Origin of the sequence: Paenibacillus jiangxiensis (genome assembly GCF_046098255.1) — a bacterium.
GTDB classification, from domain to species: domain Bacteria; phylum Bacillota; class Bacilli; order Paenibacillales; family Paenibacillaceae; genus Paenibacillus; species Paenibacillus jiagnxiensis.
In genome coordinates, this window is sequence record NZ_JBJURI010000041.1 from 14,043 (window position 1) to 29,350 (window position 15,308).

The 15,308-nt window shown below is 50.0% G+C and carries 18 protein-coding genes; 16 read left to right on the top strand and 2 right to left on the bottom strand.

All coding sequences use genetic code 11. The annotated features are described in order from the left end of the window. Window positions 1–16 precede the first annotated feature (16 nt). Entirely contained in the window at window positions 17–1,336 is a 1,320-nt protein-coding gene (locus ACI1P2_RS28000) for a VTT domain-containing protein (protein WP_355326136.1), read from the top strand. 73 nt (window positions 1,337–1,409) lie between these two features. On the opposite strand, the gene ACI1P2_RS28005 is transcribed toward ACI1P2_RS28000, so the two are convergent. Next, window positions 1,410–2,765, bottom strand: coding sequence for a PQQ-binding-like beta-propeller repeat protein (locus ACI1P2_RS28005; RefSeq protein ID WP_355326139.1), 1,356 nt, complete (start codon window positions 2,763–2,765; stop codon window positions 1,410–1,412). 192 nt (window positions 2,766–2,957) lie between these two features. On the opposite strand from ACI1P2_RS28005, the gene ACI1P2_RS28010 reads away from it, so the two are divergent. The 15 genes from ACI1P2_RS28010 to ACI1P2_RS28080 all read left to right on the top strand — a co-directional run bounded on the left by ACI1P2_RS28010 (window position 2,958) and on the right by ACI1P2_RS28080 (window position 14,417). Then, window positions 2,958–3,278, top strand: coding sequence for a hypothetical protein (locus tag ACI1P2_RS28010; protein WP_355326142.1), 321 nt, complete (start codon window positions 2,958–2,960; stop codon window positions 3,276–3,278). Then, the gene (yidC, locus tag ACI1P2_RS28015) at window positions 3,247–4,104 is read left to right on the top strand and encodes a membrane protein insertase YidC (RefSeq protein ID WP_355326145.1); all 858 of its coding nucleotides are present in this window, start codon (window positions 3,247–3,249) and stop codon (window positions 4,102–4,104) included. Before ACI1P2_RS28010 ends, yidC begins: the two co-directional genes overlap by 32 nt. A 174-nt stretch (window positions 4,105–4,278) precedes the next feature. Beyond that, a complete protein-coding gene (locus ACI1P2_RS28020) occupies window positions 4,279–4,716 on the top strand; it encodes a GNAT family N-acetyltransferase (protein ID WP_355326148.1) in 438 nt (145 codons plus the stop codon). Window positions 4,717–4,817: 101 nt separating this feature from the next. Beyond that, the gene (locus tag ACI1P2_RS28025) at window positions 4,818–5,099 is read left to right on the top strand and encodes an HPr family phosphocarrier protein (protein WP_355326151.1); all 282 of its coding nucleotides are present in this window, start codon (window positions 4,818–4,820) and stop codon (window positions 5,097–5,099) included. 284 nt (window positions 5,100–5,383) lie between these two features. Beyond that, the gene (locus ACI1P2_RS28030) at window positions 5,384–6,100 is read left to right on the top strand and encodes a class I SAM-dependent methyltransferase (protein WP_355326154.1); all 717 of its coding nucleotides are present in this window, start codon (window positions 5,384–5,386) and stop codon (window positions 6,098–6,100) included. Between the two features lie 52 nt (window positions 6,101–6,152). Next, entirely contained in the window at window positions 6,153–7,226 is a 1,074-nt protein-coding gene (locus ACI1P2_RS28035; protein ID WP_355326157.1) for a M42 family metallopeptidase, read from the top strand. Window positions 7,227–7,418: 192 nt separating this feature from the next. Next, entirely contained in the window at window positions 7,419–10,289 is a 2,871-nt protein-coding gene (locus ACI1P2_RS28040) for a Na+/H+ antiporter subunit A (protein WP_355326160.1), read from the top strand. Window positions 10,290–10,291: 2 nt separating this feature from the next. After that, entirely contained in the window at window positions 10,292–10,630 is a 339-nt protein-coding gene (locus ACI1P2_RS28045) for a Na(+)/H(+) antiporter subunit C (protein WP_355326163.1), read from the top strand. Beyond that, window positions 10,623–12,137, top strand: a complete 1,515-nt coding sequence (locus tag ACI1P2_RS28050) for a Na+/H+ antiporter subunit D (RefSeq protein ID WP_355326166.1) — start codon at window positions 10,623–10,625, stop codon at window positions 12,135–12,137. The genes ACI1P2_RS28045 and ACI1P2_RS28050 overlap by 8 nt, the downstream gene beginning before the upstream one ends. A gap of 5 nt (window positions 12,138–12,142) precedes the next feature. Continuing rightward, a complete protein-coding gene (locus ACI1P2_RS28055; RefSeq protein WP_355326168.1) occupies window positions 12,143–12,622 on the top strand; it encodes a Na+/H+ antiporter subunit E in 480 nt (159 codons plus the stop codon). Further along, window positions 12,619–12,912 (top strand): Na(+)/H(+) antiporter subunit F1, encoded by a 294-nt coding sequence (locus ACI1P2_RS28060; protein ID WP_355326171.1) that lies wholly within the window; start codon window positions 12,619–12,621, stop codon window positions 12,910–12,912. The genes ACI1P2_RS28055 and ACI1P2_RS28060 overlap by 4 nt, the downstream gene beginning before the upstream one ends. Continuing rightward, window positions 12,896–13,255 carry a monovalent cation/H(+) antiporter subunit G gene (gene mnhG / locus ACI1P2_RS28065; RefSeq protein WP_355326266.1) on the top strand — a complete coding sequence of 120 codons (360 nt, stop codon included), beginning with the start codon at window positions 12,896–12,898 and terminating at the stop codon, window positions 13,253–13,255. The genes ACI1P2_RS28060 and mnhG overlap by 17 nt, the downstream gene beginning before the upstream one ends. A 129-nt stretch (window positions 13,256–13,384) precedes the next feature. After that, complete coding sequence (locus ACI1P2_RS28070; protein WP_355326174.1) at window positions 13,385–13,846, top strand: GNAT family N-acetyltransferase; 462 nt, start codon at window positions 13,385–13,387, stop codon at window positions 13,844–13,846. Between the two features lie 35 nt (window positions 13,847–13,881). Then, window positions 13,882–14,067: a hypothetical protein gene (locus ACI1P2_RS28075; RefSeq protein WP_355326177.1), complete on the top strand. Its 186-nt coding sequence runs from the start codon at window positions 13,882–13,884 to the stop codon at window positions 14,065–14,067. An 11-nt stretch (window positions 14,068–14,078) separates the two neighbouring features. After that, the gene (locus tag ACI1P2_RS28080; protein WP_355326180.1) at window positions 14,079–14,417 is read left to right on the top strand and encodes a hypothetical protein; all 339 of its coding nucleotides are present in this window, start codon (window positions 14,079–14,081) and stop codon (window positions 14,415–14,417) included. On the opposite strand, the gene ACI1P2_RS28085 is transcribed toward ACI1P2_RS28080, so the two are convergent. Then, complete coding sequence (locus tag ACI1P2_RS28085) at window positions 14,406–15,176, bottom strand: class I SAM-dependent methyltransferase (protein ID WP_355326183.1); 771 nt, start codon at window positions 15,174–15,176, stop codon at window positions 14,406–14,408. The two genes, ACI1P2_RS28080 and ACI1P2_RS28085, sit on opposite strands and share 12 nt — an antisense overlap. Between the last annotated feature and the right edge of the window lie 132 nt (window positions 15,177–15,308).

The following is a 15,308-nucleotide window of genomic DNA, read 5'->3' on the forward strand; positions in this document are numbered from 1 at the left end:
TTTGACTTTTTGAAAAATGGAAGATCTTATCATTCAAGCTTTCCTGCTGGAGGAACATGACAACATGGCTCACGAAATGCAGCTTTTGCTGGATCAGTACGGATATTACGTCTTGGGAATCGGCCTTATGCTTGAGCTTCTCGCATTGCCCTTGCCGGGTGAGGTTATCATGACCTATAGCGGTCTGATGGTTTTTCATGGAGAGGAAAATTGGATCGTAAGCATCCTGGTAGCGGCTCTCGGCGCTTCTGCGGGTATTACGCTCTCCTACTGGATAGGATACAAGCTCGGCCAGCCTTTTTTTATAAAACACGGCTCCAAAATCCACCTGGGACCGGATAAGCTGGAGCGAACCTCCCAATGGTTCAAACGATACGGCAATAAACTGCTGATTATCGCTTATTTTCTTCCCGTAGTCCGGCATATCACCGGCTATTTTTCAGGCTCCATACGCATGCCTTTTAGAATTTTCAGTATTTACGCTTATACGGGGGCTTTGTTATGGACCAGCATATTTATTTCCCTTGGCAAAATTCTTGGGCCCAAATGGGAAGAGTACCATCCTGTAATCACCAGATATTTGATTATTGCGGCTCTTGGCGGGATTGTCATTTTCATCATCTTTTATGTCTATAAAAAGCACCGCAAACAGCTGTATCTGTGGACTATTCAGTGGCTGCAAAAGGCGGTTGCCGCCTTTCACTCGCTCGGCCGGGTTAAATTTCTTATTCTGGCTTCCTTTGCGGCATTTCTTTTGCTTTTTATTTTGATGGCAGGCTTGGTTCAGGATTTTCTGGCTCATGAGTTCGTCCTTTTTGACACCATCACAGTCTATATCGTTCATGCGATATTCGATGAAAGCTGGGCTGAGTGGATGAACCGTTTTGCATACCTGGCCTCGTTTCAAGTGCTTGTAGCGCTGGCGGTGCTTGCATTGATCTCGGTTATGGTAAAAGGGAATGACCGGCTGCTGGAAGGTACGTTTCTGCTCTTTGTAATGGCCGGAGGCGAGGTGTGGGAGGGGCTGCTGAAAGTTCTTTTCCACCGGGTGGGCCCCGGCGGCTTGATGAATACTTTTCCAAGTGAACAGGCTTCTGCCGTGATCATCTTTTGGGGGGGTGCAGCCTATCTTGTGGTTCGGCATTTGAAAATAACCGGGTTTAAAATCGCGGCTTTTGCGCTTGTATTGGCCGCGGTATTTCTGGTGGGACTCAGCAGTATATATTTCAATGTTCAATATCCGAGCGACGTGGCGGCAGGTTATGTCTTTGGCGGTGTCTGGCTCAGCCTGAATATCGTTTTGCTGGAAATATTCCGGTTGTTGAAGGGAAGGTGAAGAAAGTAATACTAAGATGCTGAAAAGGCGTATTGGGATTCTCCAAACGCCTTTTTCCCATTTTATTTGATATCTATTTAAGCGCAGCGGGCAGCTTCACAGCATAAAGTTTGTCTCCGCTTTGCACATACACCATACCGTCCGCTTGGATGGTCGGCCCGAATTCGCGGGAGCCTGTTTTTAAAGTGAATACGGGTTTAAACGTATTGATATGAAAAGCATGAAATACCCCGTCTGATTGTCCGGTATATACTCCCTTGCTGATGATGTCCGCCTGCACTGTAGGGTTGTCTCCCAGCTCGTAGCTAACGTACTGCCCGTTTGCCAGCTTCATCGCGAGCATTCCCCCGGTACGTTGATTTTGGTAAAACATTTTCCCATCATAAATGGTATACAAGGGCCACCGGTCATCATATTCCAGCTGTTCCCACTTTTGTACCGGTTGCTGTCCGCTGCTGTATTTCCAGAAATTATATTTGGCGAGTGTCCCTCTCTGGAAAACATAAAAATCATTTCCATCCAGAAACGATGTGTTATACGCTCCTCCGGATCGGAAGGATCCATCCGTATTTTCTTTGTCTTTCCAAGGGTATACTCGTGTTCCCTTGCTCTCCCCGGTCTGTAAATTAAAAACGGAAACTTCAATTTTCCGATTCACAGGATCGTCTGAAAACATATACTCACCGGTTATCGAATAGACAAGGCCATCTTTTACAGTAAGCGGGTAAGCCTGCTTAAAATGCTCCCACAGCTTCTTGCCTGAACGGGCGTCATATGCATTGATTTGTGCGGCAGATAATGCCCCCTGTACAGTATATTTTCGGATAACCACATTTTCACTTTGCAGGACCTGTGGATAACCCGATGAATACATGGAATCGGTTTCCGAAGCTTTCCATTTGATTTTGCCACTTGCAGCATCCAGTGCTGCAAATTGCAGGCCCGCCGTTACGTAGAGGGTACCTCCGACAAGCTGAAGATGATCGGCATCCTTATAACCCAGGGCAGCCGACCATTTTTTCTGACCTTTTTCCGATAATGCGATGACGGTACCATTCTTATTCATTCCGAAAATGGTGCCGCTGCTGTATGTTAGGAGGGAGGTCATACCTGAACCGTAGCTCCAGAGCTTTTTTCCGGTTTTGGCATGAAGGGCTGTCAGCTTGCCGTCTTTATCCAGAACGATTATTTTCCCATTGGCGGCAATAGCGTTGGCCCCAAACTCTCTCTCGTCGCTGCCCAATCCGGTAATACTGTACGTCCATGCCGGTTTTAAAACAGGGGCGTCGATTTTGTTGTAGTAAGTGTTGCTGATGCTGACGGAGGCCTGTTCGGCACTCGCGGGGGACGCACCTTCAATGTTTAGAGGGCTAAGAAGCAGAGAACAAGCCAAGCATGCTGCGATCGTATGGCGTGTTAATTTTGTCATACGCTGTATCTCCTCCAGAATGTAAATTTATGTATATCGAATTAGACGTGAACCATCCCGACAAGTTGTGCTGCAGGCGAGTAATGATTTTGGCGAAACCCCGAAGCGGAGGTTTGGACATTCTGTTAACGCCTTAGGAGTTTGCAGGAATAAGTGGTACAATGGGAGCAACACAGGAAGGAGGTGAATCCCTTGTTTTTGTTTGAGTTGCAGGAGCTGGTTCCTTTTATTTTTACCATCGGATTAATTTGTACGGTCAGCTACGCCTGTATTGCCCATCTATACTGTGGTGTCACTGAATATTGGGTGGAAGGCGGTGGCTGGATTGCTCAGGACATGCTTCCGCTTATTTCTGTGGTAGGGCGTCCAATTTCCTTCATATTATGCCGGGCTGTCCGCCGTAAGGAATCCCCCGATGCGGACACATCGGACTGCTGCCTCCCGTTGATCGCCATCAGAAGAATCAACAGGGAGGATATTTATGAAACAGAACAAGGGGTTCACCGGCTTTAAGAAGAACGGAAGATTAATAGGTATTGTTGCGGCGGTGCTCGCCGTGCTGCTGCTTTCAGGCTGCGGAGCCGGCGTGTCGGAAATCAATGCGCAGACACCGGGCTTCTTTAATCATTATGTCGTATTTCCGCTGTCCTATCTGCTTGTGCATATTGCGGGCTGGTTTGGCGGAAGCTTTGGTATGGCTGTGATCATTTTGACGCTGGCCGTCCGTCTGCTGCTGCTGCCGCTGATGATGCGCCAGGCCCGTTCCCAACAGGTCATGAAGCGGGTGATGAGCAGTATGCAGCCGGAGCTGGATGATTTGAAGCACAAATACGAGAAAAAGAAAGACCGTGAGAGCCAGCAGAAGATGCAGCAGGAAATGATGGCACTGTACAAGAAGCATAATTTCAATCCGCTGAACATTGGCTGTCTGCCATTATTGATTCAGCTCCCGATTCTGTCTGGTATGTATACGGCTATCCGTGTCACGCCTGAGCTTGCAGCCCATTCCTTCGGCTGGTTTCAATTAGGAAAACCGGACCCGTTTCTTGCGGTGCTGGTCGCCTGTATTTATTTGCTGCAGTCCAAGGTGTCGCAAATGAGCATGACTCCTGAGCAGCGCAAGCAGTTTGCCATTATGGGATACCTTTCACCTATTATGATGGCGGTGTTTTCGTTCAGCGCTCCGGCCGCAATGCCTTTGTACTGGACGGTGAGCGGCACATTCCTGTTGCTGCAGACGCTCCTGTTCAGAAAGCTATATCCGTCGGATATAACGGAAAAGTCATCTGATTCTAAATCCGATGATTCTAAATCCAAACTTAACACCGCCAAAGGTTAAAATGTAATAATAAAGAGGCTGTATTTTCAGGCATAACGAGTCGTGCTTGAAATCAGCCTCTTTTGCTATGAATCCGCTCATTCTCTTGACCTTTCAGACAGCAAGACTATTATAATAGGAGATTGGATTAGGTTCTTGACTATGACTATACAGAATCGACAGGGAGGACTTGGGATGAACGTAATTGTTGAACGTGTGGAATGGGGTTCGCCCGAATATGAGCAAACACTGGAACTAAGAGACCGGTTGCTGAGAAAACCGCTCGGGCTAAGCATTCAGGATGATCCTACCCATCTGGAGAACGGGGATATCCATATTCGCGCGGTTGCGGATGGACATACGGCAGGTGTGCTTCTTCTGAGAAAGCTGGATGACAGCCGACTGCAAATGAAGCAGGTGGCCGTAGACGCGGCCGTGCAGGGTCAAAGCATCGGGAGAAGAATGGTCGAGTTTGCCGAACAGACCGCCCTGGAGCTGGGATTTGCGGAAATCCTGCTGCATGCACGCCTGAGCGCGGTGCCTTTTTACGAGAAGCTCGGTTATGTCAAAGAGGGAGATTTGTTTACAGAGGTTGGGATTCCCCATTTTCATATGATCAAAGATTTATTCTGATAACCATTCCAAAATCCGGGTAAACCAGGTTTAGCTGGAGCTCCTTTTTGACGATAAATTGTAGTAGAGCAAGAACTGCATATTGAAGGAGACAACCCACGATGAGAGTACATGAATTTGCCGTTAAGGAACAGCTGAGCCGGGAGCAGCTTGTCCGTATTTCGACGGAGGCCTCCCGCTTTTCTTCAACGATTACAATAACCTACAGCATTGGCGAGTCCGAGCACCGGATCGATGTAAAAAGCTTGCTGGGCATGATGCTGATGATTGTCGCCCCGGGTTCGACCATACGACTGACGGCCGCAGGGGAAGATGATCTGGAGGCACTGGAATATCTGATCCCAATGCTCGAAGGCAGCGGACAATACCTGACTACCGATTAACTGTAAAATCAAGGCCAATATGGCCCGAACACCAACACCCCTTTAAGTAAACGGTCAAAAGCTATCCCTTACACGGACTTTTGGTTGTGGACGGAAGGGGTTTATTTTTTGCATAATGAACTTTAACAAAATTATAATGGAAAATAATCGGGAGAAAGGATGGGGTTTTGAGAGAAGAGTAGGAAGCATTGCATTAAAAGCGGCTGTTATGTAGCAATCCATACCGGATTTGGTTATTACTAAGAAAGACGAAGTGTAACAACCGTACACTGGAGGAATGCGACATGCAACAAGCCGATTTCGAGAAGGCCCGCAAGGCGGAAGCGAGTTATCATGATGAGTTGTACAGCGAGAAAGAGATTTTGGAGCCCGGGTCATGGATGTCAAAGCCGGTCCCTGTCGTGATGGAGATGCTGGAAAGGCTGCTGCGGTTTAAAAGCAGGCTGGAGGTGCTGGATCTGGGATGCGGAGCCGGAAGGAATGCCATTCCTGTCGCGCTGCGGCTTCGACATACCGGAAGCACAGTCACCGGCCTGGACCTGCTGGAAGAAGCGGTAGAAAAGCTGCAGGAAAATGCACAGAAGTATAAAGTCGAGGATATGATCAGGGTGGAAAAGGGTGATGCAGAACATACCCCGCTCTCTGATGGCAACTATGATTACATGATTGCCTGCGGCTGTCTGGAGCATGTGTCCTCAGAGCAGGCTTTCATCAAGGTATTGGAACGGATGAAGGCAGGTACTGCGCCGGGAGGGATTCACTGTATTACAATGAATACCGGAATCGAGGAAATCGAAGCGGATTCTGACCGCAAGCTCAAGCCACTGATCGAGCTCAACCTGCCAACGGACAGAGCATTAACTTTATTCCGTCAGGCGTACAAAGATTGGAATGTGCTGAAGCAGTCTACCGTGCTACAATCTATTCCTGAAGAAAAATATGACAAGCCGACCCAGTTCAGGGCCTGTTCCGTTATATTCGCTGCCCAAAAGACAGGCTGACCGCGAACGAACGTCTGCGGGTTTATTCTAAATATACACAGGAGGTCACACTATGGACGAAATAACCAAGATGATGAAGGAGCTGACGGAAACGGATGGAGTTTCGGGCTTTGAAGGCAATGTCAAGGATAAGATGCTGGAGTATCTGCAGCCATTGACGGAAGAGATCGTTAAGGACCGTCTCGGCAGCGTGCTGGGGAAAAAGACGGGAGACGCTGAGGGGCCGAAGGTGCTTTTGGCCGGACATCTGGATGAAATCGGCTTTCTGGTGACCGCCATTACGCCGAAGGGCTTTCTGCGCTTCCAGCAGCTTGGCGGCTGGTGGCCGCATTCAGTGCTTTCCCAACGGGTGAAGGTAAAGACGCGCAAGGGGGATTACATAGGCATTGTCGGCTCCAAGCCGCCGCATATTCTGGACAAGGCCGAGCGGGAGAAGGTCGTTCCGCTTAAGAACATGTACATTGATATCGGAGCGAAGGATGCGGAGGATGCGAAAGCGATGGGCGTTCGTCCAGGAGACTGGATTGTGCCTGTATCTGAATTTACGACTATGCGCAATGATGAGCTGTGGGTCGGTAAAGCGCTGGATAACCGCGCAGGCTGTGCACTGGCTGTTGAAGTGCTGAAAAGGCTGCAAAATGACAGCCATCCCAACGTCATCTATGCCGGAGCTACAGTGCAGGAGGAAGTGGGACTGCGCGGTGCCGTAACGGTGGCCAACACGGTTCAGCCCGATATCGCTTTTGCCCTGGACGTGGGTGTAGCCTACGATACGCCGGGCAATGAGTCCCAGCATACGGTGTCCAATGTCGGGGAAGGGCCGCTTGTGCTGCTGTCCGACGCCACCATGATTCCTCATGCCGGGCTGCGTGACCTGGTGATGGATACGGCCGAGGAGCTCGGGATTCCGGTTCAGGTCGATGTCATGCCAGGGGGCGGGACGGATGGCGGCAAATTTCATATCAGCGGCACCGGTTGTCCGACCTTGTGCGTTGGCTTCCCGGTGCGGTACATCCACTCTCATAATGGAGTGATGTCCAAGCAGGACTTTGATCAGGCTGCGGCACTGTTGACAGCGGTCATCAAGAAGCTCGATCGTGACAAAGTGAATGAATTGTTTGGCTGAGTTTTGACACAAAATACAAAATCATGTATACTTATTACTAATTGCGAACAGAAAATAGCATATGCTTTAAACCGGAGGAGCCTGCCAACAGCGGGCTCTTTTTGCGTTTTTTTGGGGAATTTAGGTCGAAATGATGAGATTTATGGAAAAGCTGTTTTTAGTCGCAAATGTTTGTATGAGGAGGAGAGAAACTTGTCTTTGCTGCATGCAGCCATCCTGCTGCCCTTCATCTTTGCCGCAGCCATCCCGCTTGCGCAGCGGCTGGCTCGCCGCGTGCATGCCGGCTGGTTCGTTCTTCCGGTCCCGGTTCTGCTGTTTGTATATTTTCTAAGCCGTCTGCCTGAAGTGCAAAATGGTGGACAGGGTATCTCGGTCATGCCGTGGATGCCGTCGCTGGGAGTCGACTTTATCGTCAGGCTGGACGGTCTGAGTCTGCTATTTGCCCTGCTCATTAGCGGGATCGGCTCTCTGGTAGTCCTGTATTCATTATTTTATCTGGATATGAACAAAGAAGCGGTTCACCGCTTTTACGTGTACCTGCTCATGTTTATGGGCGCTATGCTGGGCGTGGTCTTGTCCGACAACCTGATGGTCCTGTACTGCTTCTGGGAGCTGACGAGCGTATCGTCGTTTCTGCTGATCGCCTTCTGGCATCGAAGGGAAAGATCGTTATACGGAGCCTTGAAGTCCATGCTGATTACGGTGTTCGGCGGGCTTGCCTTGTTCAGCGGCTTTATTTTGCTCTATGTCATGACTGGAACGTTTAGTGTTAGCGGGATTATGGGTCAGGCGGGGCTGTTGGCGGATCAATCGCTGCTCGTGCCTGCCATGCTGCTGATTCTGATCGGCGCATTCACGAAATCTGCCCAGTTTCCATTTCACATCTGGCTGCCGGATGCGATGGAAGCACCGACGCCGGTCAGCGCTTATCTGCATTCCGCCACGATGGTCAAGGCGGGCATTTATCTGGTTGCCCGCTTAAGCCCACTGTTTGCCGGTTTGGCAGGCTGGTTCTGGCTTGTAACCGGGTTTGGGCTGGTGACCCTCATCTATGCTTCTTACCGGGCGCTAAAGCAGACTGATTTAAAAGCCATGCTGGCGTTCTCCACCGTCAGTCAGCTCGGCTTGATTATGAGCTTGCTGGGCATCGGTTCTGCCGCTGCGTTTTATACGGGAGAGGAAGCTCTATTTTATACCAAGGCAACAACAGCGGCCATCTTTCACCTGATCAATCATGCGGTATTTAAAGGCGCTCTGTTCATGGTTGTGGGGAATATCGATCATGAAGCAGGCACGAGGGATATCCGCAAGCTTGGCGGGCTGATGTCGCTTATGCCAGTGACCTTCACGGTCGCTTTGATCGGTACATTTTCCATGGCAGGACTGCCGCCGTTTAACGGTTTTCTCAGTAAAGAAATGTTCTTCACCGGTGTGCTGAGCGTCATGGAATTGGATGTATGGAATTTGCAGGCCTGGGGGGCGTTTATCCCTGTAGTCGCCTGGATTGCCAGCATTTTTACGTTCGTGTACAGCATGCTGCTTGTGTTCAAAACGTTTGCAGGCAAGCAGAAACCGGAAGAACTGGAGCGGAAGCCTCATGAAGCGCCGCTTGGCATGCTGATCCCGCCAGTGGTGCTTGGTTCGCTCGCCGTTGTATTTGGTCTGTTCCCGAATTTGCTGTCTCAGTCGCTGATCGAGCCGGCCATGTCAGCCGTTCATCCGGCTGTGCTTGCAGTCGGTGAATCGTTTCATGTGCATATTTCCTTCTGGCACGGCTGGACGATGGAGATATTCATGACGATCGGGGTGGTGCTGCTTGGCATTGTACTGTACACGCTGCATGGACGGATACGCGTGCTGAACCGGCCCTTTACAGAGCGGATCAGCATCAATCAGGTCTATGATTCGGGCCTGAAGCTGCTGGATAAAGGTGCGCTTAAAGTAACGAGGACTTATATGACCGGGTCTGTCCGTCACTATCTGCTGTATATTTTTTCGTTTATGATCGCTGCTTCAGTGATCGCGTTCTATGCGGCGGACGGGATAAGCCTCAATATGGAGGGCTACGCCCCAATGTCGTTTTACGAAGCTGTTGTGCTGATTGTGCTTGTGCTGGCGACATTGGCGGTCCCGTTCGCCACATCGCGCGTCACCTCTATTATTTTGACAGGTGCCGTCGGGTATGCGGTTTCTCTGTTCTTTGTCGTATTCCGGGCACCGGATTTGGCGTTGACCCAGATTATCGTCGAGACGGTATCGGTTACGCTGTTTCTGCTCTGCTTCTATCATCTGCCAAAGCTGCGCAGGGACCGGTCGTCACTGAAGTTTAGGCTGCCGAATCTGGTGATCTCCATCGGAGTCGGGGTAGTCATGACCTTGATCGCCCTTGCCGCCAGCGGCAGCCGGGCTTTCGATTCCATTTCGGATTTCTTCCTGGCCGAAAGCTATAACCTTGCCGGCGGGCGCAATGTCGTCAATGTCATTCTCGTTGATTTCAGGGGATTTGATACGCTGCTGGAGATTATGGTGCTCGGCATCGCATCTTTGGCGATCTTTGCTTTGGCGAGACTTAGCCTGGATGCAGATGCGGATGGGTTACAATCCCCAAACAAACGCCCGGGAGCAGGCATGTATCTTGCCAAGAGTAATGACGTGATTCTCCGGACAGCAGCCAGAACAGGCGTTGTATATATCGTGATGACGTTTGCGTTATACCTGTTTTTTGCGGGACATCATGAGCCGGGAGGAGGTTTCATCGGAGCGCTGATGACTTCCGGAGGACTAGTGCTGATGCTGATGGCCTTTGGAATGAAGACGGTGAACAGGCTTATTCCGATTGATTTTAAAAAGCTGATCGCCACCGGTCTTTCAGTTGCTCTCTTGACAGGCATCGGCTCCTTCGTGTTTCAGGTTCCGTTTCTGACGCATGCATTCGGTTATTTTCAGCTTCCGCTGCTGGGCAAAACGGAACTGGCTACGGCCGTGCTGTTTGATCTCGGTGTATATCTGGCCGTCATCGGCGTCACGATGAATATTTTGTATACGATTGTGAGGGATGAGTAGGCATGGAACTGTATATGGCTTTGGCAATCGGCGTGTTATTTTCCGTAGGAGTATATATGATCCTCTCCAGAAGCCTGCTGCGGGTCATTCTTGGCACATCCCTGCTGACCCATGGCGTTCATCTGCTGCTGCTCACGATGTCGCGGCTGAAGACAGGTGCGCCTCCGTTGCTTGGGGAAGAAGCGCAGTCCTATGTGGACCCGCTGCCGCAGGCGCTTATTCTAACCTCCATCGTCATCAGCTTTGGTGTGACGTCTTTTTTCTTCGTGTTGGCCTACAAGGGCTATCGGAAGCTGGGTACGGACAGCATGGATCAGCTTGGGGAGGAAGAACATGAATAATCTGCTTGTTTTGCCGCTTTTGATTCCTTTGTGTACGGCGGTTGTGCTTGTATTTCTTAAAAATAGCGTTTCAGCCCAGCGGATCATCAGCGCCGTCAGTGTCTTGTTAAATATGATTGTTGGGGCTGTCATCGTACAGCAGGTTCACGAACAGGGAATCCAGACGCTTCATATGGGGGGCTGGATACCGCCGTATGGCATTGTTTTTGTGGCGGATATGTTTGCTGCTCTGCTTGTGCTGACGTCGGCGGTTGTTAGCGCGGCTTGTCTGTTTTACGCCTTCGGCACGATCGGAGAGCAGCGCGAGAAGCATTATTTTTATCCGTTTTTTCAATTCCTGCTTGCCGGGGTGAACGGTTCTTTTCTTACCGGGGATATTTTCAACCTGTTTGTCTGCTTTGAGGTGATGCTGATCGCTTCTTATGCGCTGCTTGTTCTGGGAGGAACGAGGGTGCAGATTCGGGAGACCTTGAAATATATACTCGTCAACATTGTGTCATCCACTCTGTTCGTCGCTTCGGTTGCTTATTTATATGGCGTGGTAGGTACCCTGAACATGGCAGACCTGAGCCTGCGCATTTCAGAAGCAGGGCAGGGAGGAGTTCTGTCTGTCATTGCGATCCTTTTTCTCATTGTGTTTGGCTTGAAGGCAGGTCTGTTCCTCTTTTTCTGGCTGCCGGGCTCGTACAGCGCTCCGCCGCCGGCAGTTGCGGCATTGTTCGGCGCGCTGCTGACCAAGGTGGGCTTGTACGCCATCATTCGCACATTTACACTCATTTTTCCGCAGCAGCTCTTTGATATTCAAAGCTGGATCGGCTGGCTGGCGGCGGGCACGATGATTCTGGGTGGCATCGGAGCCGTTGCTTACGGGGATATTCGGCGCATCCTGAATTACAATGTCATCATCGGTGTCGGCTTTATCGCATTCGGCGCGGCCGTTGGAAACGGAGATGCCATGAATGGAGCTGTGTATTATCTGATCCATGATATGATCGCCAAAGCGCTGATGTTTTTCCTTGGCGGCATGATCATTGCTGCTGCGGGTACGGATAAGCTGAGTGCAATGGGCGGCATGATCAAGCGTTATCCTGTCATAGGATGGATGTTTCTCATTGTAGCACTGGCGCTTGTCGGCATTCCGCCGCTCAGCGGTTTTCCCGGCAAGCTGCTGATCGTGCGTGGCGGTCTGGGGGAAGGGGAGTACTGGCTGACAGCTATAGGTGTTGCTTCCAGCCTCATCGTGCTTTATTCCCTGATTCGTATATTCATGAAGGCGTTCTGGGGAGAGGAGAAGGACGCTGCTCCTGACGCCGGGAATGTCGGAAATATCGGGAATGATCCCAGAACCACGATGTCGTGGAAGCTGGCCTATATCCCGTCGGTTTTCCTGCTGCTGATCGTCTTTATTCTGGGCTTCGCTTCGGAGGGGATCTATTCATACGTTTCCCAGGCGGGAGAGGTGCTGGTGCAGCCGGCCCTTTATATTGAAGCCGTATTAAAGGAGTAGTTGAGATGGCCTATCAAATTGGGTTGAATATTGCGATTGCGCTGGTATGGACTTTTCTCCACGATGAATGGTCGGCTTCACGGTTTGTGGTGGGGTATCTGATCGGCATGGTGCTTATATGGGCAATTTACCGCGCGCGTCCGGACAGGTTTTATATGAAAAAGGCATTGGCGATTATATATTTGCTGCTACTGTTTCTAAAGGAGCTGTGGGTGTCCAGTCTGGCGGTTGTCCGGCAAATTCTCCGTCCCAAGCTGAACATTCGTCCCGGCATTTTCGCCATGACCACGGAGCTGGAGACGGATTTTGAAATTACGCTGCTCTCCTGTCTGATCTGTCTGACTCCCGGCACATTGACGCTGGAGGTGGGGCATGACGGACGGACGCTTTATATCCACGCCATGGATATCGAGGACGCGGATGAATTATCCCGCCAGATCAAAAGCACCTTTGAAAGGGCGATTATGGAGGTGACGAGAGCATGATGCACGGACTGCTCATTGCTTCGCTGGCTATTATGTCGCTGGCAGCGCTTGGCTGCCTGCTGCGGCTGCTGATGGGGCCTTCCATGGCGGACAGGATCACGGCGCTGGATACGATCGGCATTATCATCCTGTCCATGATCGCCGTGCTCAGCATGCTGCTGGAGACGAAGGCTTTCATGGATATCATTTTGCTATTGGGTGTTTTGACGTTTATCGGAACGACCGCATTTGCCAGATATATAGAAAGGGGTGTGGTGATTGAACGTGGAGACGATGATCAACATCGGTGAATGGATTTGCGGAATCATTGTACTGGGCGGTTCGTTGTTTACAGCGCTCAGCGCCTTTGGGCTGCTGCGTTTGCCTGACGCGTATTTGCGCTCCCATGCCGCCACGAAGAGCGCCACGCTTGGCGTGCTGCTTGTACTGTTCGGAGCGTTTCTCTACTTTTGGCTCTATTTGGACCATGTGAGCGTCAAGCTGCTGCTGGGCATTCTATTTGTGTTTATCACAGGCCCCGTCGCCGGCCATTTGAATGGCAGAGCCGCCTATCGTTCCGGAGTTTCGCTCTGGGAGCAGAGCGTGCGGGATGATCTTAAAAAGGCGCATGCGGAAGAGAAAGCCAAGAGTTAAGCATAAAGTGTATGATTTCAGCACCCGTCCAGGGTGCTTTTTTTCGTCAGCTCTCTTTCGGTTTGCGCAAACTGGACCATAGTTGTATAACAATGAGTGTACAAGAACTGTCAGGAAAGGAGCTGCATTATGAGGCTGATCGAATATCGTAACGGTACAGCATCCATAGCGGACGTTAAACAACTGCTGTCCTATGCAGCAGGGTCATCAAGCAGCGAGAGGCTTAACCAGATCCTGGACAAAGTATACTCCGGACCTGATACAAAACTGTATGTGATGACAGATAACAATATGGTGCTGGGGATTATTGGTTCCAAGCGGTCAGAAGATTTCGCTGAAATTCTCCATCTGGCCGTTGATATACGAAAACGCAGGCAAGGCATCGGTCGGAAAATGATCGATGAATGGATAGCATTGGAGCAGCCGCTAGAAGTGACTGCCGAAACAGATCATGATGCGGTAGAGTTTTATCGGAAATATGGATTCACCATTCACTCTCTTGGCGAAAAGTACCCCGGTGTGGAGCGTTTTCTGTGCAGATTCATCCATCACCCTCATGTAACGATTGGGAAAACGGATTTCAGGGCATAATCCCATTAGAAAATGCATCGATTGGGGGGGATGTCATGAAATCAAACGGCAAAAAAGGGCACGTGGAATTTCATCAGCCTGTTCTCAAGCTGACGGCCGATCTGCCCGGGGATGCGGAAATGCGGGAGCATCTGGCGGAAATGAAAGCGACGGACGGTTATAAGGGATCCTGTATCCGTATCGGTCAGCAGGCGGATAAAGACACAAAAACTGTTGAATAGGGGGCAAGCCTGTGGAACCGAAGCTGGAGGATGTAACCAACTGGTTAAACGGTCATACCAACCGTTCCATATTAATCCACAAGGTGGAGTCGGGCAATGAGGATGACGTAAGAATGAAACTGGAGCGTGCGGCCGTGCACAGTGACAGCACCCATGCGATCGATGACTATACCGGCGGAAATGTCCTGTGCTTGTACGGGAAGGGCACGGTCATCAACGGACAGGAGGAGCTGCCTCTCCCGCAAAATGCCTTTCTTATCCCGGCAGCAGGCATCCATCAAACCGGCATAAACGATCATTCCGTTCAGCTGTCGACAGAGCGGGCCCAATATTCTATTCTACTTGTGTAGATTTGCATATTGAGCCCTTTCTTGTCTCTCCTTTATCGCAGAGATCATTAAAAACATAGGTCTGCGGGTTTCATCCTTCATTTCAGGTATAGTTTTCAACATTTCATTGGAAGGAGCGGGCTCCTTAACCGCTTTAATACTGAACCCGGTATGAATTAAGTCATTCATATATGTTGATAGGGTACGATGGTATTTTATAACATGCTCCGTTAAAAATGATGTTTCACGGAGGCCCTCAGCCTGATAATGATCCACCGGCCAATGCAAACGGTTCCCCTCGTTATCATAATACCAATCTTGTTCGTTGCGGGCAGTAAAGATTGGATGTTCAACTGAAAAAACAAAAGCTCCGTCTGGTTTTAGGCAGTCATACACTTTTTTGCAAATGGATTCAAACGATTCAACATAGTGAAAAGCTAATGAACTGATAACGACATCAAATTGTGCCTTAGAAAAGTTGATGTCTTCAATTGGCATTTGTACATATGAAATCAGCGGATCATTCGTCATTTCACGGGCCTTCTGCAGCATTTTTTCGGAGATATCCACACCGATGACGGAACTTGCCTGCTGTTCATGGGCGTATCGGCAATGCCAACCGTAACCGCAGCCCAAATCAAGCACATTTTTATTCCGCAAATCCGGCAGCAATTCTTTTAATATATGCCACTCTCCCGCCGCCTCCAGCCCTCTGACGGACCTCGGCATTTTTTCATACGCTGAAAAGAAACTCGGGTCATCGTATTTATTTTGCTTCATCGCTCATGACATCTCCTTTTTACTGACATCCCATTCAAGAAAAAACAAGCAAGAGAGATGCCAAATCTATCTTTATTATTCAACATAGTGTTCTTATTTTCCTTGCCAGGCGGGGGTTACTGTCGTTTGAAA

Excerpts from the sequence above, each read along its gene's own strand:
- ACI1P2_RS28000 (WP_355326136.1), top strand. The coding sequence starts at position 17 with ATGGAAGATCTTATCATTCAAGCTTTCCTGCTGGAGGAACATGACAAC.
- ACI1P2_RS28005 (WP_355326139.1), bottom strand. The coding sequence starts at position 2,765 with ATGACAAAATTAACACGCCATACGATCGCAGCATGCTTGGCTTGTTCT.
- yidC (WP_355326145.1), top strand. The coding sequence starts at position 3,247 with ATGAAACAGAACAAGGGGTTCACCGGCTTTAAGAAGAACGGAAGATTA.
- ACI1P2_RS28020 (WP_355326148.1), top strand. The coding sequence starts at position 4,279 with ATGAACGTAATTGTTGAACGTGTGGAATGGGGTTCGCCCGAATATGAG.
- ACI1P2_RS28025 (WP_355326151.1), top strand. The coding sequence starts at position 4,818 with ATGAGAGTACATGAATTTGCCGTTAAGGAACAGCTGAGCCGGGAGCAG.
- ACI1P2_RS28030 (WP_355326154.1), top strand. The coding sequence starts at position 5,384 with ATGCAACAAGCCGATTTCGAGAAGGCCCGCAAGGCGGAAGCGAGTTAT.
- ACI1P2_RS28035 (WP_355326157.1), top strand. The coding sequence starts at position 6,153 with ATGGACGAAATAACCAAGATGATGAAGGAGCTGACGGAAACGGATGGA.
- ACI1P2_RS28045 (WP_355326163.1), top strand. The coding sequence starts at position 10,292 with ATGGAACTGTATATGGCTTTGGCAATCGGCGTGTTATTTTCCGTAGGA.
- ACI1P2_RS28050 (WP_355326166.1), top strand. The coding sequence starts at position 10,623 with ATGAATAATCTGCTTGTTTTGCCGCTTTTGATTCCTTTGTGTACGGCG.
- ACI1P2_RS28055 (WP_355326168.1), top strand. The coding sequence starts at position 12,143 with ATGGCCTATCAAATTGGGTTGAATATTGCGATTGCGCTGGTATGGACT.
- ACI1P2_RS28060 (WP_355326171.1), top strand. The coding sequence starts at position 12,619 with ATGATGCACGGACTGCTCATTGCTTCGCTGGCTATTATGTCGCTGGCA.
- mnhG (WP_355326266.1), top strand. The coding sequence starts at position 12,896 with ATGATCAACATCGGTGAATGGATTTGCGGAATCATTGTACTGGGCGGT.
- ACI1P2_RS28070 (WP_355326174.1), top strand. The coding sequence starts at position 13,385 with ATGAGGCTGATCGAATATCGTAACGGTACAGCATCCATAGCGGACGTT.
- ACI1P2_RS28075 (WP_355326177.1), top strand. The coding sequence starts at position 13,882 with ATGAAATCAAACGGCAAAAAAGGGCACGTGGAATTTCATCAGCCTGTT.
- ACI1P2_RS28085 (WP_355326183.1), bottom strand. The coding sequence starts at position 15,176 with ATGAAGCAAAATAAATACGATGACCCGAGTTTCTTTTCAGCGTATGAA.